Genomic DNA, 19,431 nt, shown 5'->3' with positions numbered 1-19,431 from the left:
ATGTCGAAATTCTTTATCGACCGTCCGATTTTCGCCTGGGTAATTGCCCTGGTGATCATGCTGGTCGGGGCTCTATCGATCCTCAAATTGCCGATCAACCAGTACCCGAGCATCGCCCCACCGGCGATCGCCATCTCCGTGACCTACCCGGGTGCGTCTGCGCAGACCGTGCAGGACACCGTGGTCCAGGTGATCGAACAGCAGCTCAACGGCATCGACAACCTGCGTTACGTGTCCTCGGAAAGTAACTCCGACGGCACCATGACCATCACCGCGACCTTCGAGCAAGGTACCAACTCCGATACCGCGCAGGTTCAGGTCCAGAACAAACTGAACCTGGCCACCCCGCTGCTGCCACAAGAAGTGCAGCAACAGGGCATCCGCGTGACCAAGGCGGTGAAAAACTTCCTGCTGGTGATCGGCGTGGTTTCGCGCGACGGCAGCATGACCAAGGACGACCTGTCCAACTACATCGTGTCCAACATGCAGGACCCGATCTCGCGGACAGCGGGTGTCGGTGACTTCCAGGTGTTCGGTGCCCAGTACGCCATGCGGATCTGGCTCGACCCGTCCAGGTTGAACAACTACAACCTGACCCCGGTTGACGTTAAAAACGCCGTTGCCGCCCAGAACGTGCAGATTTCTTCCGGTCAGCTCGGTGGCTTGCCTGCCCTGCCCGACACTCAGTTGAATGCCACGATCATTGGCAAGACCCGCCTGCAAACGGCCGAGCAGTTCAAGGAAATCCTGCTCAAGGTCAACAAGGACGGCTCCCAGGTTCGCCTGAAGGATGTCGCCGACGTCGGCCTTGGCGGTGAAAACTACAGCATCAACGCCCAGTTCAACGGCGCCCCGGCCTCCGGCCTGGCGGTGAAGTTGGCGACCGGCGCCAACGCCCTTGACACGGCCAAGGCCCTGCGCAAAACCATCGAAGACCTCAAGCCATTCTTCCCTGAAGGCATGGAAGTGGTGTTCCCGTACGACACCACGCCAGTGGTGACCGAATCGATCAAGGGTGTGGTTGAGACCCTGGTCGAAGCGATCGTCCTGGTGTTCCTGGTGATGTTCCTGTTCCTGCAAAACTTCCGCGCGACCGTCATCACCACCATGACCGTACCCGTGGTGTTGCTGGGTACGTTCGGGATCCTCGCGGCGTTCGGCTTCAGCATCAACACCCTGACCATGTTCGGTATGGTCCTGGCCATCGGCTTGCTGGTGGACGATGCCATCGTCGTGGTGGAAAACGTCGAACGGGTCATGAGCGAGGAAGGCCTGTCACCCAAGGAAGCCACCAAGAAATCCATGGGCCAGATCCAGGGCGCACTGGTCGGTATTGCCCTGGTCCTGTCGGCGGTACTGCTGCCGATGGCGTTCTTCAGCGGCTCCACGGGTGTGATCTACAAGCAGTTCTCGATCACCATCGTGTCGGCCATGGCACTCTCGGTCCTGGTGGCCCTGATCTTCACCCCGGCACTCTGCGCCACCATGCTCAAGGCCATTCCGAAAGGCGAGCACGGCGTACCGAAGCGCGGCTTCTTTGGCTGGTTCAACCGCAACTTCGACCGCGGCGTGCGCGGGTATGAGCGCGGCGTGGGCAACATTCTCACGCACAAGGCCCCGTACCTGCTGGCCTACATCATCATCATCGTCGGCATGATCTGGCTGTTCACCCGCATTCCAACCGCGTTCCTGCCCGAAGAAGACCAGGGCGTACTCTTCGCCCAGGTACAAACCCCGGCCGGTTCCAGCGCCCAGCGTACCCAAGTGGTCGTGGACGAGATGCGCGAGTTCCTGCTGCGTCCAGGCAGCGAAGGCGGTGAAGGCGATGCGGTCGCCTCGGTGTTCACCGTCAACGGCTTCAACTTCGCCGGTCGTGGCCAGAGCTCGGGCATGGCGTTCATCATGCTCAAGCCATGGGACGAGCGTAACGCCGACAACAGCGTGTTCAAGGTCGCGGCCCGGGCCCAACAGCACTTCTTCACGTTCCGTGACGCCATGGTGTTCGCGTTCGCGCCACCGGCAGTACTGGAACTGGGCAACGCCACCGGTTTCGACGTGTTCCTGCAGGACCGCGCCGGTATCGGTCACGAAAAGCTGATGCAGGCACGCAACCAGTTCCTCGGCATGGCCGCGCAGAGCAAAGTGCTGGCGCAAGTGCGTCCGAACGGCCTGAACGATGAGCCGCAGTACCAACTGGAAATCGACGATGAGAAGGCCAGCGCCCTGGGCGTCACGCTGACCGAAATCAACAACACCTTGTCGATTGCGTTGGGCAGTAGCTACGTCAACGACTTCATCGACCGTGGTCGGGTGAAGAAGGTCTACATCCAGGGCCAACCGGGCGCGCGCATGAGCCCCGAGGACCTGCAGAAGTGGTACGTACGCAACAGCAAAGGCACCATGGTTCCGTTCTCGGCATTCGCCAAGGGCACGTGGATCTATGGCTCGCCGAAGCTGGCCCGTTACAACGGCGTAGAAGCCATGGAGATCCTCGGTGCCCCAGCCCCGGGTTACTCCACCGGTGAGGCCATGGCCGAAGTCGAAGCCATTGCCAAGAAACTGCCGGCCGGTGTCGGCATTTCCTGGACCGGTCTGTCCTATGAGGAACGGTTGTCCGGTTCCCAGGCTCCGGCGCTGTACGCACTGTCGCTGCTGATGGTGTTCCTGTGCCTGGCTGCGTTGTACGAAAGCTGGTCGATTCCGATCGCGGTGATGTTGGTGGTACCGCTGGGGATCATCGGTGCCCTGCTCGCCACCAGCCTGCGCGGCCTGTCCAACGACGTGTACTTCCAGGTGGGCCTGTTGACGACCATCGGCCTGGCGGCGAAAAACGCCATCCTGATTGTCGAATTCGCCAAGGAGCTGCATGAACAAGGGCGCAGCCTGAGGGATGCCGCCATTGAAGCCTGCCGGATGCGTCTGCGCCCGATCATCATGACCTCGCTCGCGTTCGTCCTGGGTGTGGTGCCACTGGCCATCTCCACCGGCGCAGGCTCGGGCAGCCAGCATGCCATCGGCACCGGGGTGATCGGCGGTATGATCACGGCCACGGTCCTGGCGATCTACTGGGTACCCCTGTTCTTTGTCACCGTGTCGGCGATGGGTCAACGCAAGATTGCGGACCAGGATGACGACGCAACCGAAACTCCTAAAGAGGCTGGCCAATGAGCAAGTCGCTACTCTCCTTAGCCATCGCCGCGTTCGTGCTCGGTGGCTGCTCGCTGATTCCCGAGTATCAGCAGCCCGAAGCCCCCGTGGCCGGGCAGTACCCGCAGGGGCCGGCCTACACGCCGGCCCAGGCGGCAGGCCAGGCCGCGGCCGAGCAGGGCTGGAAGCAGTTTTTCCATGACCCCGCCCTGCAACAGCTGATCCAGACTGCACTGGAAAACAACCGCGACCTGCGTGTCGCGGCCCTGAACATCGACGCCTATGCGGCTCAATACCGCATTTCCCGCGCCGACCTGTTCCCGGCGGTTTCGGCCAACGGCAGCGGTAGCCGTCAGCGGCTCCCGGCGGATGCCTCGCAAACCGGTGATTCGAGCATCAACAGCTCCTACTCGGCGACCCTGGGCGTCAGCGCTTATGAACTCGACCTGTTCGGTCGCATTCGCAGCCTGAACGAACAGGCGCTGCAAGCCTACTTCGCCACTGAAGAAGCGCGTCGCAGCACCCAGATCAGCCTGGTGGCCAGTGTGGCTAACGCCTACCTGACCTGGCAGGCCGACAAGGAGCTGCTCAAGCTGACCCAGGACACCCTCGCCACCTTCGAAGAAAGCTATCGCCTCACCGCGCGTAGCAACGAAGTCGGCGTAGCCTCGGCGCTGGACCTGAGCCAATCGCGTACCTCGGTGGAAAACGCCCGGGTGCAACTGGCCAAGTACACACGCTTGGTCGCCCAGGACGAAAACAACCTGACGCTGCTGCTCGGTACCGGCGTGCCGGCCAACCTGACCGCGGCCAAGCCGCTGGACGACGACCTGCTCAGCGAATTGCCGCCGGGCCTGCCGTCGGACCTGTTGCAACGCCGTCCAGACATCCTTGCCGCCGAGCACAACCTCAAGGCCGCCAACGCCAACATTGGCGCGGCACGGGCAGCGTTCTTCCCGAGCATCAGCCTGACGGCCAATGCCGGCAGCCTGAGCCCGGACCTGTCCGGCCTGTTCAAAGGCGGCTCGGGCACCTGGTTGTTCCAGCCACAAATCAACCTGCCGATCTTCAACGCCGGTGCGTTGAGTGCCAGCCTGGATTACTCGAAAATCCAGAAAGACATCACCGTCGCGCAGTATGAGAAGTCGATTCAGACTGCTTTCCAGGAAGTGTCCGATGGCCTCGCGGCGCGTCAGACCTTCAACCAGCAGTTGCAGGCCCAGCGTGACTTCGTACAGGCCAACCAGGACTACTACCGCCTGGCCGAGCGTCGCTACCGCATTGGTGTCGACAGCAACCTGACCTTCCTCGATGCCCAGCGTCAGTTGTTCAGTGCGCAACAGTCGCTGATCACCGACCGCCTGTCGCAACTGGTCAGCGAAGTGAACCTGTACAAGGCCCTCGGCGGGGGCTGGAACGCCCAGACCGCGAAGAACGAGCCGGTGAAAGAAGAAGCACCGAAGCTGAAGATGTTCTGATCGGCATGCGGTCACAAGGATGATTGACTGATCCTTGAGGCTCACGAAAATCCGGAATCCCGCCAAGGATTCCGGATTTTTTATGCCTGTCCCAAAGGCGTCGCGTACACACCCGACGTCAAATCCGAGCCAGCGCCTGGGCGCGACCGACCAGGGCCAGACCCAGGCCGGTGTTGCCAGCACAGTGGCCTCGACGATGCTACTGCCGGGATGCAGGTGACCGTCGCGTTCGGCGGCGTCGATCATCGCCAGGCCGATACGGTCCTTGATCGAACCGCCGGGGTTCTGCGATTCGAGCTTGAGAAACAGCGTGCAGGAGCCGGCCTGCCGCCGCACGAGCGATAAGCGCCAGACGGTGACGAACGAGCCGTTGAAAAAGCCTGGTCATAGCGCGTAAGAGGTTCTGTTTCACACGTAAGAAAAAACCCATGTCAGTGCTCCATGACATGGGTTTTCGATCAGAGCTTGAGCTCGATCACATCACGCATTTATCACGCCTGGCCACGCGCCTCCAAACGCTTTAATTTCGGCACTCTCAATCGAAAAGTCGGACATGAGAAAACCACATCCCGCGGTTTCTCCTCGCTGTTATCAATATAATTAAAACTAAAATGCCCCTCAATGACATCCAGTTCACCTTGCTCGGTAATGGACAAAACAGTAAGCGAACCACGCAATTCCGACTGAGGATAGCCCGTACTGCCGTGCCTCAAGAACTCTGCATGGACCTCATTGGCGCCCCATCCTATTTGATGAGAGCCAATCTTTAATTCATCCCCCCAAAAAGCCAACTCCGTATATGGGCCTTCCTTCTTGGCGAGCAAAAAGAAATAATGAGGTTCCCTTTGCCAATGAAAATATAGTTCCTCGCGCTCACTATCTCCGCGAAACTCAACATCGACGTTGTCCCCATCGTCAATTTTAAGATTCCCGTTTATCACCCCCCGCACAGCGGGGATATTCAGCACGGGAATTTTTCCGCCTTCAACAACAACCTGCCCATTACTTTCTTTAACTACTATCTTTTTCTTTAAGGCTTCCATAGGCCACCATTATTTCAAGCAATCATTAACAACTAAACAACACATTAAACCTATGCTACAGCCTTCCCTCTTACTGCTATCAGATCTACTAGATTGACATGCGACAAAACCAGAACATTATGTTTAACCCCTTGCACGCCCTTATTAGCCAAATCGAAAGCACACCTGCGCGAACGCTCATACTTTCGTTCAACAATCGCCCAGCATCCTATTTCACCAATTGAACCGTCCAGTACATTCCCCGCACCATTCGCCGAACAAGACCAATAACAACAGGTTCGACTCATGCCTCCGCGCCCTGTCCTGTACGGCTAATCCCGTTGGTTTTTTGTCCCGCTGAAGATTGGCGGCCTGCAACTCCGGGTTGCGGCATCACCGCGTTTTATCCCCAAGAAAGAGAGAGACCCGAGCACATGACACCTTCCTCCGCCATCGCGAGCAAGTTCGCTCCCATAGGATTGATGTCGTTTACTGAATGTGTGCTTAACACCCGAACCTATGAGAGCAGGCGTGCCCGCGAAAGCGTCAGATCAAACACCAAAAATCACGGAACCACTCCTGCGACTCAACCCCCCACTCATCCCACACCGACTCGGCCAGGTGGAACGTCGTATTGGCCGCCGGAATGCCGCAATAAATCGCGCTCTGCATGAACATGCATTGCACTTCCAGCTAATAGTTACTAAACCTTCAAGAAAGATCTCCTTCAACCCAAAAATCTTTCGCGACAACTTTCATCCAAATTTCACTGAACGGAGTTTCCCTACACATAAACTCAAGCGTTCCTTTGATATGAGGCTTAGATGGATCAACCAAAAATTTCTCAACTTTCAGAATTCCATTACCAGCGGACTGCTCCTGAGAGCCACCCTTATGAACAATATAAAACGCCATCACTGTTGGAGGGACATCATCGCTGATCTGGTAACGCTCCCCTGCTTCCAATTTTAGCGTACTGAGTAACTGAATCTCCTTCTGATTTTCAGGATCATCCCCAATATAGGCCTGGACCAAAGCAAATCCCTCTCTCGCCCCCATAAAGAAGCTAGTAGCCTTATGCGTTTCAACAACATTCCCCCTAGTAATTTCCACCTGCATGTATCCATTGGCCGCTTTCACACCGGGGTCAGTCTTATAAGCTTCAAGCAAAGCGCGCAACGCGCCATCTTGTTCAGAAACTTTCTCGTTCATGGCCGTCACCTGATTAATAAACCTGAGAGGTACCTACACATAAAACTCTAATACAACAAATAGACACGTACCACTAGTAGAACTGATAGGTACAACGAGGCGCGCAAACCGCGTAACCTGTAGAGTTTTTCTAGAAACTTAGAACAACATCAAACCCATCATTTAATAAGGCGTCTTAGTCCGCGTAATCGACGGCAAGGAACGGGGCGCGAAAGTGAACTGGACTACACCGTGCAGAGCGGCGCGCTGAAAGACGGCACCGGATGGCGGTGACGAATGGCATGGTGAAGAAAATTGCTCCCACGGGGTTCTTTTGTGAATACAGAATTGGCGTTTATTCAGGGTAACTGTGGGAGCGAGCTTGCCCGCGATGAGGCCCGCACAGTCAATACAAAATCAAAGCCAATCTTACGTTCTATAATCGCCCAAAACCCGCTTTCACCGATTGAACCATCTGGTCCATTCCCCGCACCATTCGCCGAACAAGACCAATAACAACAGGTTCGACTCATGCCCCCGCGCCCTGCCCTGTCCGGCTGATCCCCAGGCGTTACCCCAAACATTCGACTACCTGTCCGCACCCTCCCGGTGGCGGCATCACTCCGTTTCATCCCCAAGAATTAGAGAGACCCGAGCCCATGACGCCTTCCACCGCGCAGTACTTCGTTCCCAGCCTGATCGCCGCCGCCCTGGCCAACGCAGCCCTTCCCGCCCAGGCCGAGGAGTCAGGCTTTGTCGAAGGCACCAAGGTCAACCTGACCCTGCGTAACTTCTACATCAACCGCAACTTCACCAACCCGACCAGGGCTCAGGGCAAGGCCGAAGAGTGGACGCAAAGCTTCATCCTCGATGCAAAGTCCGGATTCACCCAAGGTACCGTCGGCTTCGGCATGGATGTGCTGGGGCTGTACTCGGTGAAGCTCGATGGCGGCAAGGGCACCGGCGGCACGCAGTTGCTGCCGCTGGACCACGATGGTCGCCCGGCCGACAACTTCGGGCGCACCAACGTTGCGTTCAAGGCCAGGCTGTCGCAGACGGAACTGAAGGTCGGCGAATGGATGCCGATGCTGCCGATTCTGCGTTCGGACGATGGCCGCTCATTGCCACAAACCTTTCGCGGCGGCCAGCTCACTTCGAAGGAGATCGACGGCCTGACGCTGTACGGCGGGCAGATGCGCGCCAACAGTCCGCGTGACGACAGCAGCATGAGCGATATGTCGATGAGTGGCCGAGCAACCGTCACCTCCGACCGTTTCAACTTCGCAGGCGCCGAGTACAGCTTCAATGAAAAGCGCACGCAAATTGCCGCGTGGAATGCTGAACTCAAGGACATCTACAGCCAGCAATTCCTCAACCTGATCCACAGTCAACCCGTGGGCGACTGGACCCTGGGGGCCAACCTGGGGTTCTTTCATGGCCAGGAAGAGGGCAGCGCCCGGGCCGGTGATCTCGACAACAAGACCTGGTCCGGGTTGTTCTCGGCCAAACACGGCGGCAACACCTTCTATGTCGGCCTGCAGAAACTCACCGGCGACAGCGCCTGGATGCGGGTCAATGGCACCAGTGGTGGAACGCTGGCCAACGACAGCTTCAACTCAAGCTACGACAACGCCAGGGAAACGTCCTGGCAATTGCGCCACGACTACAACTTCGCCGCCGTCGGCCTCCCCGGCCTGACCCTGATGAACCGCTACATCAGCGGCGACAACGTTCACACTGCAACCGTCAGCGATGGCAAGGAATGGGGGCGCGAGAGTGAGTTCGGCTATACGGTACAAAGCGGCAGCCTGAAAAACCTCAACCTCAGGTGGCGCAACTCGACGTTGCGCCGGGACTTCAGCAACAACGAGTTCGACGAAAACCGTGTGATCGTCAGCTACCCCATCAACCTGCTCTGACTCGATATAATCACCCCGACCTGCTGAACCGTTCAGTGTCGTGGCGTTCCTATGGGGACTTTCCCGAGAACGACTGCCTTGGCGCACGGTAAATGACTGTGCGCCAACAGGTTGCCCCCTTCCCGATCTGTCGCCGGTCACGTCAACACTATGAAATCGATCCTCTGCTTTGTGTCTGCCCTCGCCCTTGCGCTCGGCCTCAGTGGCTGTATCGGCCCGCCGATCGCCCTGACGCCGCAGACCGAGCAGCATTTACAGGCATCCCCACCGATCCGTTTCCTGTTGACCTTCGACGATGGCCCCAGCGCATCCGGCTGGGCCAATCCGTCACGTGCGATACTCGAGGTGTTGGCCAACAACCCGATTCAACCGGGCATCAAGGCGGTGTTCTTCGTACAGACACGGGCCCCACGGGCCGGTGGCAGCGAACGGGGTCGCAAAACCATGCTCCGTGAACACGCGGCCGGCCACATCCTGGGCTTCCACACTGCCACGCCGTGGCACACCAATCATCGTTCCCTTGACCCACGAGAACTCGAGCAGGCGCTCACCTGGGGCTGCGCCGACATCGCGTCGCTCACCGGCACACCGCCGACGCTGGTCCGTCCGCCCTTCTGGAGTTACGACAGACGCACCTTCGCCGCCTATCAACAGCATGGCTTGCAGGTGCTGCTGACTGACTTGAGCGCCAATGACGGCAAGGTCTGGGGCATCACCGCCAGCCCCCGCAGGCGCGCCAACCTGGTGCGGCAGCTGTCGGAAACCCGCGAGCGGATCGCCAGGGGGGAGTTGCCGACCGTGGATGGCGTCATCCCGGTGGTGGTGACCTTTCACGATCTCAATCGCTACACGGCCCGGCACATGGAGGAGTACCTGCAGATTCTGCTCGACAGTGCGCAGCAGACACATGTGCCCGTAGACGCCAAGCCCTTCTACGATGATTCGGCGGCGTTGCAGCGTGCGGCCATCACCCGCACGCTGCGCAATGCGGACGAGCCCGCGCGCTTACCGGGGGCGTGGAACTGGATCTGGGGCCACGACACCCATTGAGCGGGTACGCACTTACTCCCGGGACTCGACACCCAGTTCGTCCCACACCGATGCCGCCAGATGGAAGGTCGCATTGGCTGCCGGAATGCCGCAGTAGATCGCACTCTGCATCAGCACTTCCTTGATCTCGGCGCGGGTGACGCCATTGTTCGCGGCCGCACGCAGGTGCAACTTCAGCTCTTCGTTACGGTTCATGCCGATCAGCATGGCGATGGTCACCAGGCTGCGGGTGTGCCGCGGCAAGCCCGGACGGGTCCAGATGTCACCCCAGGCATGCCGGGTGATCATTTCCTGAAACTCCGCGTTGAACTCGTTCAGGGTCTCGAGGCTGCGGTCGACATGGGCATCACCCAGCACCGCGCGACGCACTTGCATGCCGTCGGCATAACGTTGTTTCTCGTCCACGGATATCTCCCCTCACTGGCCTGACAGAAAGGTCAGCACACGCTCACTGAACGCACTGCCGGCCTGAACGTTGGACAGGTGCGCGGCATAGAATTCGGCATACTCCGCGCCCTGCACGCGCTCCTGGATGAAGTGGCTGCCCGAGGGCGGCGTGACCGCATCCTCGGTACCGGCAATCACCAGCAGCGGCACCTTGATCGAAGACAGTTGCTCACGGAAATCGGCATCACGGACCGCAGCACAGTTGGCCGCGTAACCCTGTGGCGAGGTGGCCGCCAGCATGTCAGTGATCTGCTTGGCCGCCGCCGGATGGGCCTGGGAAAAGTCCGGGGTAAACCAGCGGGCAATCGAGGCATCACGCAGGGCGACCATCGCCGCGGGGCCATCGCGCAACACCGTTTCGATGCGAGGGTTCCAGACAGAGGACTCACCGATTTTCGCCGCCGTGTTGCACACCACCAGTGAGAGCAGGCGCGAACTGGCGTTGATCCCCAGCCACTGACCGATCAGGCCGCCCATGGACAGGCCGCAAAAGTGCGCGCGCTCGATGTGCAAGGCATCCAGCAAGGCCAGCACGTCGCGCCCCAATTGCTCGATGCTGTAGGGGCCCGGTGTGACCAGCGAACGGCCATGGCCGCGGGTGTCGAAACGCAACACCCGAAAGTGTTCGGCAAACGCGGGAATCTGCGCGTCCCACATGTGCAGGTCGGTGCCCAGGGAGTTGGACAACACCAGTACCGGCGCATGCTCTGGACCGTCGAGCTGGTAGTGCAGTTCGCCATCGGCGAGTGGTACAAATGCCACGGAAGTTCTCCTTCAGACAGTCAATGCCAGATGTTCGGCCAACGCGCGCTCGACCCAGGTTTTCGCCTGGCCGAGGTAATGCGCAGGGTTCATTAATTGATCGAGTTGCGCCCCGGACAGCTCGGCTGTCACCCGGGGTTCATCCCCCAGCACCGCCCGCAGATGCCGCTGCTCGGCCACGGCGCGTTTGCAGCACAGCGCCAGCAGGTGATGCGCTTGCTCGCGTCCGATGCGTTGGGCCAGCACGATACTCACCGCTTCCGCCAGGACCAGCCCTTGGGTCAAGTCCAGGTTCGTGGCCATGCGCTGGGCGTCGACCTCCAGACCTTCGGCCAGCAGCAACGCTTGCTGCAAGGCACCGGACACCAGGCAGCAGATCTCCGGCAGGGTTTCCCACTCGGCATGCCACAACCCCAGGCTGCGCTCATGCTCTTGTGGCATGGCGCTGAACAGGGTCGAGAGCAGGCCGGGCACGCGCGTCGCCGCGCTGATCAGCACCGCAGCGCCCACCGGGTTGCGTTTGTGCGGCATGGTCGAGGAACCGCCCTTGCCCGGAGCCGTAGGCTCGAACACTTCCGCCGCTTCGGTCTGCATCAACAGGCTGATGTCGCGACCCAGTTTGCCGAGGCTGCCGGCAATCAATCCCAGGGCAGCGCCGAATTCCACAAGGCGGTCACGCTGGGTATGCCAAGGTTGTTCCGGCAGGGTCAGTTGCAGCTCCTGCGCCAGCGCCTCGGCAATCGGCATCGCCTGTTCGCCCAGGGCCGCCAGGGTGCCGCTGGCGCCACCGAACTGCAGCACCAACAGCCGCGGCTTGAGGGCTTGCAGCCGTTGCTGGCTACGGGTTACCGCACCCAGCCAGCCGGCGATTTTCATCCCCAGCGTGACCGGCGTCGCATGTTGCAGCCAGGTGCGCCCGGCCAGTGGCGTGGCGATGTGACGTCGGGCCTGGGTCGCCAGCGCGGCGCCGAGGCGTGCCAGATCGGCCTCGATCAGGCACAAGGCGCTGCGCACTTGCAGCACCAGGCCACTGTCCATCACGTCCTGGCTAGTGGCTCCCAGATGCACATACCGCTCAGCGTCCGCGTCATGCACCGCGATCTGCTTGCCCAGTGCCTTGACCAAGGGAATGGCCGAATTGCCTGCGCCGGCAATCGCCTCGCCCAGGGCAGAAAAATCATACAGCCGTGCCTGACAGGCCGCTTCGATAGGGGCAACGACCGAATGCGGAATCAGCCCGACCCGCGCCTCGGCCCGGGCCAATGCTGCTTCGAAGTCGAGCATCGCCTGCACCCGCCCCTGATCGCTGAACACTTCGCGCATGGTCAGGGCGGTGAAATAGGCGTCGAACAGTTGATTGCCCGGTCGTTGCATAGGGATTCCTTACGCGGCGCGCGCCCGATGCAGGCGCACGCCGACAGCTTAAAGATCGTGGTGCAGGTACGCAGCCTGCTTCGGTAAACGCAAACTGAACAGGAACGCGACTGCCATCATTACCGTCACGTACCGCTCCCTCCCCACAACAGCGCTTTCACTCAGTAGTCGAAGAACACCGTCTCGGCATCAGTACCTTGCAGGATCACGTTCCACTGATAAACGCCTGACGTATCCTGCTTCGCCAACAACGTGCCACGGCGCTCGGCCGGTACGCATTCGAGCAACGGATCCGCGACGTTGGCCGGCTCGCCCTCGAAGTAAATCCGGGTGAGCAGGTGCTTGACCAGGCCACGGGCAAATACCAGCACCACCAGATGGGGCGCCTGGGTACTGCCTTTGAGTCCGGGCACGGTACCCGGCTTGATCGTGGTGAAGCGGAACCGTCCCTCGGCATCCACCGGTACTCGACCGAAGCCCATGAAGTTCGGATCCAGGGGTTTGTCCTGATCGTCTTCGGGATGGTCATACTTGCCAGCGGCGTTGGCCTGCCAGACCTCCAGCATCGCATCGTTGACGAACTCACCATTGCCATCGACCACTTGCCCGGTGACCACTACCCGCTCGCCAAGGGTGTGTTCGACGGTCAGGTTTTCACGGTTCAGCCAGGTCAATCCGATGTGGTAGTACGGCCCTACGGTGTGGGACGTCGTTGCAGTCAGCGTCATCTTATTTCTCCATCGGCGTGGCATCGCGGCCGCGCAAAACGATGTCCCAACGATAACCGAGGGCATGGGAAGGGATGGTTTTTTCCAGGTCGAAGCTGGCGATCAAACGCTCTTTGGCGCGGGTGTCGGGTACGCAGTTGTAGATCGGGTCATAGGCCAGCAACGGGTCGCCCGGGAAATACATCTGGGTCACCAGGCGCGTCAGAATGCTCGGCCCGAACAGCGAGAAATGGATATGGGCCGGACGCCAGGCATTGTGGTGGTTACCCCAGGGGTACGCACCGGGCTTGATCGTCTGGAACTGGTAGGCACCATTGGCGTCGGTGACGGTACGGCCGGTACCGGTGAAGTTCGGGTCCAGCGGCGCGTCATGCAGGTCACGGGCATGGTTATAGCGACCGGCCGCATTGGCCTGCCAGATTTCCACCAGGATCCCCGGTACCGGCAAGCCGTTTTCGTCCAGCACACGACCGTGAATGATGATCCGCTCACCCAGGGGGGCCCCCGCATGCTGAGCCGTCAGGTCGTTGTCCTGCTCATTCACGGACTCGGCACCGATGGTCGGGCCGGTGATTTCCGACAGCGAATGCGGCAGGAATACCAGCGGTTTTGACGGCGAACGAAGGTTCGTCGATTGATACGCCGGATGCAGATACTCCGGCTGGGTGCCCGCTTGCGGGCGAAGGTAACCAGGCTTGTCAGTCATGAAGCAGTCCTCGATTCTTATTCGATGTTCACAGCGGCGTCAGACCCGTTCGATCGCCAGCGCCAGACCCTGGCCAACGCCGACACACATGGTCGCCAGGCCTTTCTTGCCACCGGTCTTTTCCAACTGGTGCAGTGCCGTCAGCACCAACCGCGCACCACTCATGCCCAACGGATGCCCCAGCGCGATGGCGCCACCGTTCGGGTTGACCTGCGCCGCGTCATCGGCCAGCCCCAACTCACGCAACACCGCCAACCCCTGGCTGGCAAAGGCCTCATTGAGTTCGATCACATCGAAATCACTGACCGCCACACCCAGGCGCTCGACCAGCTTGCGCACCGCCGGTACCGGGCCAATGCCCATGACACGGGGGGCAACACCGGCGCTGGCCATGCCCAGGACTTTCGCCCGGGCGGTCAGGCCGTGCTTCTTCACCGCGTCGCCCGAAGCCAGGATCAGCGCCGCAGCGCCGTCGTTGACGCCCGAAGCGTTGCCGGCCGTGACGGTCTTGTCCGGGCCATTGACCGGCTTGAGCTTACCCAGGGTTTCCAGGGTCGTGTCCGCTCGCGGATGTTCGTCCTGCTCGACCACACTCTCACCCTTCTTGTGAGCAATGCGTACCGGGACGATTTCTTCAGCGAAGTAACCCGCGGCTTGCGCGGCGGCCGTGCGTTGCTGGCTGCGCAGGGCAAAGGCGTCCTGATCCGCGCGGGAGATTCCATAATCGTCCGCCACATTGTCAGCGGTCTGAGGCATCGCATCGACGCCGTACTGAGCTTTCATCAAGGGGTTGATGAAGCGCCAGCCAATGGTGGTGTCTTCCAGTTTCATGTTGCGCGAAAACGCCGCATCCGCCTTGCCCATCACGAACGGGGCGCGGGACATCGACTCGACGCCACCGGCAATCGCCAGCTCCATTTCGCCACTGGCAATGGCCCGGAACGCGGTGCCGATCGCGTCCATGCCCGAAGCACACAAACGGTTGAGGGTGACCCCGGGAATGCTGTGCGGCAAGCCGGCCAACAGCAACGCCATGCGCGCGACGTTGCGGTTGTCTTCGCCGGCCTGGTTGGCACATCCGAGGAACACCTCGTCCACTGCGCTCCAGTCAACGCCTGGATTACGCGCCATCAGGGCCTTGATCGGCACCGCGGCCAGGTCATCGGCACGGACCGCTGACAAGCCACCGCCAAAACGGCCGATGGGGGTGCGAATCGCGTCGCAGATATACACCTCGCGCATCATGCTTCTCCTGGTGCCTGGCCGTGGGCGGCGGCGGTGCGCGCTTCCAGATCGCGCAGCGCAACCAATTCAATCTCGGTCGGCGCCGCTGTCTGCTCCACCTGCTCGGCAAAACGGATGGCCCAACCGGTGGCGGCGATCACTTGCTCGCGGGTCACGCCCGGGTGCAACGCCGTGACCACGAACTCATGGGTGCCGGCTTCCGGTTCCATGATGCACAGGTCGGTGATGATCCCGACCGGGCCGGCACCGGGCAGCCCCAGGCGCTGGCGTGAATCACCGCCCTCGCCATGACCGACCGAAGTGATGAAGTCGAGCTTGTCGACGAACGAACGGGCCGATTGCTTGAGAATGATCAGCACGCTCTTTGCCGAGCCGGCGATCTCCGGCGCACCACCCGCACCCGGCAGGCGCACTTTGGGCTGATGGTAGTCACCAACCACCGTGGTGTTGATGTTGCCGAAACGGTCGACCTGGGCCGCGCCGAGGAAACCGACGTCAATGCGCCCGCCCTGCAGCCAATAGCGAAAGATCTCACCGGTCGGCACCACGGTATCAGCGGTCTCGGCCAGTTCGCCGTCGCCGATGGACAGCGGCAATACGCTCGGCTTGGCACCGATCGGCCCCGATTCGTAGATCAGCACCACATCCGGCGAGGACGTCAGGCGGGCCAGGTTGGCCGCTTTGGAAGGCAGGCCGATGCCGACGAAGCACACCGAACCGTTCTTCAGGCGGCGCGCGGCGGCCACCGTCATCATTTCATTGGTGGAGTAAGTCATTATTGGGCCTCCGAAGCACGGGCCAGCTTGGCCTGGAATTCACTGAAATCAGCACTGCCGTGGATGTATTCGTTAATCCACGCGGTGAAGGTTTCGCGGTCGCGGGCGATCGGGTCCCAGGCTTGATAAAAGCGGTTGTCGCGCTCGGTGTAACCGTGAGCGTAGGACGGGTGCGCACCACCAGGGACGTGGCAAACCGCGCTCAGGGCCCAGGTCGGCAGTACACAGGCGTTCATCGGTGCGTTGAGGTCGTCGACGATTTCTTCGACGGTGACGATGCAGCGCTTGGCCGCCAACGCTGCCTCCTTCTGTACGCCAAGAATGCCCCAGAGCAGAACGTTGCCCCGGCGGTCGGCTTTCTGCGCGTGAATCACCGTCACATCCGGACGCACCGACGGCACTGCCGCCAATACTTCACCGGTGAACGGGCAGGTGACGCTCTTGATCAGCGGGTTGACCTTGGGCAGGTCTGAACCGGCGTAGGCCCGCAGTACCGCAAACGGCAGGCCCGAGGCGCCAGCGACGTAGGCATTGGCCAGGTCGGCGTGGCTGTGTTCTTCGATTTCCAGCGGGTGTGGCCACTGCTTCTCGACCGCATCACGCAGGCGGTGCAGCGAACCCACGCCCGGGTTACCGCCCCAGGAGAAAATCAGCTTGCGAGCGCAACCGGCACCGATCAACTGGTCGTAGACCAGGTCGGGGGTCATCCGCACCAGCGTCAGGTCTTTCTTGCCCTGACGAATGATTTCATGACCCGCTGCGGTGGGAATCAAGTGAGTGAAGCCTTCGAGCGCGACCGTGTCGCCGTCATTCACGAATTGCTTCACTGCGTCGTGCAGCGAAAGGATTGCAGCCATGGGGGTGGACTCCCGAGTATCAGTAAACCGACGTGGAGGACAAGGCGCGATAGGCAGCGCCGGATTGCCTGAAGGTTAAGCCGTGAAAAAAACCCAAACAATCCGATAATCGACTAAGTGTTCGTTTATCGAACATATTGTTGCCTGCCTACCGATCCCTGTGCAGGAACGGACTTGCCGGCAAAACGGCCAGTCCATTCACAAAAGCGTGGCTCAGGTCGCATCCGCATGGCTGACCATGCCCTTGATCACCACCGCCGTTGTCGCCAGGGCCGCCGGGATCACCAGCGCCGTCAGCACCTGCTCGAAGTTCCAGCCCAGCCCCAGCAAGGTCGCGCCCATCCAGGCGCCGAGAATTGCGCCAAAGCGGCCGATTCCCAGCATCCACGACACCCCCGTGGCCCGGCCTTGAGTCGGGTAGAAGCGCGCCGCCAGTGACGGCATCGCCGATTGCGCGCCGTTGACGCACATCCCGGCCACCAATACCAACGTCGCAAGCACGGTGATGCTGCCCAGGCTTTGCCCAACCGCGTAGGCAAATACCCCGGCCAGCAGATAGAAGATGCCGATGACCTTGTGCGGATTGAACCGGTCCATCGCCCAGCCAACCCCTACCGCACTCAATACCCCGCCGAACTGGAACAGCGCACCGATGAACGCCGCCTGCTCCATGCTCGCGCCACTGTCACGCATCAGCGTCGGCAACCAACTGGTCAGCAGGTACACGATCACCAGCCCCATGAAGTAGGTCAGCCATAGCAGCAGCGTACCGACGCTGTAAGTGCCGGAGAAAATCACCGCGAACACGTTGCGGGCACTGACGGTTTTTTGTTCCGGCACGCTGAAGCTCGATGCCTGCGCCACGACGGCCGGGTCAATCGGTGCCAGTGCTTTGCGCACTTTGTCGGTACCGCGATTGCGCACCACCAGATAGCGCGCCGACTCCGGCAACCAGAACAGCAGCACCACCGCCAGGATCAACGGCAAAATACCGCCAATCAGTAGCAGGCTGTGCCAACCGAATGCCGGGATCAGCTTGGCGGAAATAAAACCGCCCCCCGCCATGCCCAGGTTGAAACCGCAGAACATGCTGGTCACCAGAAGGGATTTCTTGCGCTCGGGGGTGTATTCCGACAACAGCGTGGTGGCATTCGGCATGCCCGCGCCCAGGCCCAGGCCGGTCAGGAAACGCAACACCAGCAATTGCTCGACGTTGCTGCTATAGGCCGACGCCAGGCTGAAGGCACCGAACACCAGCACCGCACCGACCAGTACGACCTTACGTCCGAAGCGATCCGCCAAGGGTCCGGAACCCAGGGCGCCGAAGACCATGCCGATCAAGGCGGCACTCATCACCGGCCCCAGGCTGGCGCGATCGATGCCCCAGTCCTGGGACAAGGCAGGCGCGATAAAGCCCATGGCCGCCGTGTCCAGGCCATCGAGAAAGACAATCAGGAAACACAGGATCACCACTCGCCATTGATAGCGCGACAGCGGTTGGGCATTGATAAAGGACTGCACATCGAGGCAGTTACCGACAGCAGACTGAGACTGGCTCATTATTGTTATTCCACGCAAGAAACGCAGGCAGACGCAGGCCGGCAAATGCCAGCCAACTGAAAAAACGGACGGTACCGGGCTCAGTGAGCCGGATGGCGATGCCCTGGTCGGGCAGTGCGGTGACAGGCTGGGGACATGCGCATGAGGGGAGCCTCTTCATTATTATGGGGTCGTCGTCCGGTGCCAGGCTTGAGTCCCATGACACCGGATGGCGCTGGCGCGACATTAATGAAGCAGGCGAAACAGCGTCAATTGAGCAAGCGCGACTCTGTGCGTTTATCGAACAGCTTAAGCAAACAACTGGGCACTCAGCTCACGGCTGGCATTCAGTAAGCCGGGGAGAAAGCGCTGCTCCAGTTCGTTGCGACTGACACGCCCGGCATGCGTGCTCACATTGAGCGCCGCCAGTACCTGGCCGGACGCATCGTAGACCGGGACGGCAATCGAACGCAGGCCCTGTTCCAGTTCCTGGTCGACAATGCACCAGCCCTGCTGGCGGACCTCTTGCAAGCACTCGAGCAAGGCCTCGGGTGTATGCAGGGTACGGCTGGTCTTGGCTTGCAGGTCGGCGTGGTCGAGGTATTCGCGCAGCGATGCGTCATCCAGCGCCGCCAGCAGGATCCGCCCCATGGACGTGCAGTAGGCCGGCAGGCGCCCCCCGACCGACAGGTCGACGGAAATCAGCCTCTGGGTGGTCGCCGAACGGGCAATGTACAAAATGTCATTACCTTCGAGCGTGGCCATGTTGCAGGCCTCATGCAATTGCTCGCTCATGCGGTCCAGATAAGGCTGGGCCGAGACGGCCAATGGGGTCGAGGACAGGTAGGCATGGCCCAGGGTCAGGACCTTGGGCAGCAATGAATAAGTCCGGCCATCGGTGGTGGCATAGCCGAGCTTGATCAGCGTGTGCAGGCAACGACGCACCGCGGCGCGGGGGATTTCCGTGCGGTGGCTGATCTGCGCGATAGTCAGGTGCCGCTTGCGCTCCTGGAAGGCCTGCACCACCGCAAGGCCACGGGCCAGCGACGTCATGAAGTCCGGATCACCCGTGAACGCCTGGATCCGCTTGGCAGGCGAAGCGACGATCGGCGGCGCGACAGACGCGAAGGAGTTACGCAGTTGATCGTTCATTCAGGTCGTTCCCCAGAGTTCGTCAGCTATTACAGGCT

The 19,431-nt window shown here is 60.7% G+C and carries 16 protein-coding genes and 2 pseudogenes; 4 read left to right on the top strand and 14 right to left on the bottom strand.

What is annotated here, in order from left to right; translation table 11 throughout:
* On the top strand, positions 1-3,168 hold the full coding sequence (emhB, locus tag AC3WQN_RS09935; RefSeq protein ID WP_103400248.1) for an efflux RND transporter permease subunit EmhB: 3,168 nt from the start codon (positions 1-3) through the stop codon (positions 3,166-3,168).
* Positions 3,165-4,625, top strand: a complete 1,461-nt coding sequence (gene adeC / locus AC3WQN_RS09930; RefSeq protein WP_095146827.1) for an AdeC/AdeK/OprM family multidrug efflux complex outer membrane factor — start codon at positions 3,165-3,167, stop codon at positions 4,623-4,625. The genes emhB and adeC overlap by 4 nt, the downstream gene beginning before the upstream one ends.
* Before the next feature lie 136 nt (positions 4,626-4,761).
* Here the strand turns inward: adeC and AC3WQN_RS09925 are convergent.
* The 4 genes and pseudogenes from AC3WQN_RS09925 to AC3WQN_RS09910 all read right to left on the bottom strand — a co-directional run.
* Positions 4,762-4,949: pseudogene (locus AC3WQN_RS09925) on the bottom strand (pyridoxal-phosphate dependent enzyme); the annotation flags it as partial.
* A 167-nt stretch (positions 4,950-5,116) separates the two neighbouring features.
* Positions 5,117-5,668: a hypothetical protein gene (locus AC3WQN_RS09920; protein WP_103400249.1), complete on the bottom strand. Its 552-nt coding sequence runs from the start codon at positions 5,666-5,668 to the stop codon at positions 5,117-5,119.
* 525 nt (positions 5,669-6,193) lie between these two features.
* Positions 6,194-6,322 (bottom strand): annotated as a pseudogene (locus AC3WQN_RS09915) (hypothetical protein); the annotation flags it as partial.
* Positions 6,323-6,358: 36 nt separating this feature from the next.
* Positions 6,359-6,859, bottom strand: coding sequence for a hypothetical protein (locus AC3WQN_RS09910; protein WP_103400250.1), 501 nt, complete (start codon positions 6,857-6,859; stop codon positions 6,359-6,361).
* A gap of 638 nt (positions 6,860-7,497) precedes the next feature.
* Between AC3WQN_RS09910 and AC3WQN_RS09905 the strand changes: the two genes are divergently transcribed.
* Positions 7,498-8,757, top strand: a complete 1,260-nt coding sequence (locus AC3WQN_RS09905; protein WP_103400251.1) for an OprD family porin — start codon at positions 7,498-7,500, stop codon at positions 8,755-8,757.
* 150 nt (positions 8,758-8,907) lie between these two features.
* On the top strand, positions 8,908-9,807 hold the full coding sequence (locus AC3WQN_RS09900) for a polysaccharide deacetylase family protein (RefSeq protein ID WP_103400252.1): 900 nt from the start codon (positions 8,908-8,910) through the stop codon (positions 9,805-9,807).
* Positions 9,808-9,819: 12 nt separating this feature from the next.
* On the opposite strand, the gene pcaC is transcribed toward AC3WQN_RS09900, so the two are convergent.
* From pcaC to pcaR, 10 genes are all read right to left on the bottom strand, one after another.
* Positions 9,820-10,212: a 4-carboxymuconolactone decarboxylase gene (gene pcaC, locus AC3WQN_RS09895; protein WP_103400253.1), complete on the bottom strand. Its 393-nt coding sequence runs from the start codon at positions 10,210-10,212 to the stop codon at positions 9,820-9,822.
* Between the two features lie 12 nt (positions 10,213-10,224).
* Entirely contained in the window at positions 10,225-11,016 is a 792-nt protein-coding gene (gene pcaD, locus AC3WQN_RS09890; RefSeq protein ID WP_103400254.1) for a 3-oxoadipate enol-lactonase, read from the bottom strand.
* A 12-nt stretch (positions 11,017-11,028) separates the two neighbouring features.
* Complete coding sequence (locus AC3WQN_RS09885) at positions 11,029-12,390, bottom strand: 3-carboxy-cis,cis-muconate cycloisomerase (protein WP_103400255.1); 1,362 nt, start codon at positions 12,388-12,390, stop codon at positions 11,029-11,031.
* 161 nt (positions 12,391-12,551) lie between these two features.
* On the bottom strand, positions 12,552-13,118 hold the full coding sequence (gene pcaG / locus AC3WQN_RS09880) for a protocatechuate 3,4-dioxygenase subunit alpha (RefSeq protein WP_103400256.1): 567 nt from the start codon (positions 13,116-13,118) through the stop codon (positions 12,552-12,554).
* Position 13,119: 1 nt separating this feature from the next.
* Positions 13,120-13,824, bottom strand: coding sequence for a protocatechuate 3,4-dioxygenase subunit beta (pcaH, locus tag AC3WQN_RS09875; protein ID WP_095146820.1), 705 nt, complete (start codon positions 13,822-13,824; stop codon positions 13,120-13,122).
* A 39-nt stretch (positions 13,825-13,863) separates the two neighbouring features.
* Entirely contained in the window at positions 13,864-15,069 is a 1,206-nt protein-coding gene (gene pcaF, locus AC3WQN_RS09870; protein ID WP_178081902.1) for a 3-oxoadipyl-CoA thiolase, read from the bottom strand.
* Entirely contained in the window at positions 15,066-15,848 is a 783-nt protein-coding gene (locus AC3WQN_RS09865; protein WP_172736612.1) for a CoA-transferase subunit beta, read from the bottom strand. Before AC3WQN_RS09865 ends, pcaF begins: the two co-directional genes overlap by 4 nt.
* Positions 15,845-16,702 carry a CoA transferase subunit A gene (locus AC3WQN_RS09860; protein ID WP_103400258.1) on the bottom strand — a complete coding sequence of 286 codons (858 nt, stop codon included), beginning with the start codon at positions 16,700-16,702 and terminating at the stop codon, positions 15,845-15,847. The genes AC3WQN_RS09865 and AC3WQN_RS09860 overlap by 4 nt, the downstream gene beginning before the upstream one ends.
* 213 nt (positions 16,703-16,915) lie before the next feature.
* Positions 16,916-18,262 carry a 4-hydroxybenzoate transporter PcaK gene (pcaK, locus tag AC3WQN_RS09855; RefSeq protein ID WP_103400259.1) on the bottom strand — a complete coding sequence of 449 codons (1,347 nt, stop codon included), beginning with the start codon at positions 18,260-18,262 and terminating at the stop codon, positions 16,916-16,918.
* A 288-nt stretch (positions 18,263-18,550) separates the two neighbouring features.
* A complete protein-coding gene (gene pcaR, locus AC3WQN_RS09850; protein WP_095082720.1) occupies positions 18,551-19,393 on the bottom strand; it encodes a pca regulon transcriptional regulator PcaR in 843 nt (280 codons plus the stop codon).
* Between the last annotated feature and the right edge of the window lie 38 nt (positions 19,394-19,431).

The sequence above is a fragment of the Pseudomonas sp. FW300-N1A1 genome, from assembly GCF_058789115.1.
Note: the sequence above shows the minus strand (reverse complement) of the source record. Positions and strands in the feature narration are given on the sequence as shown.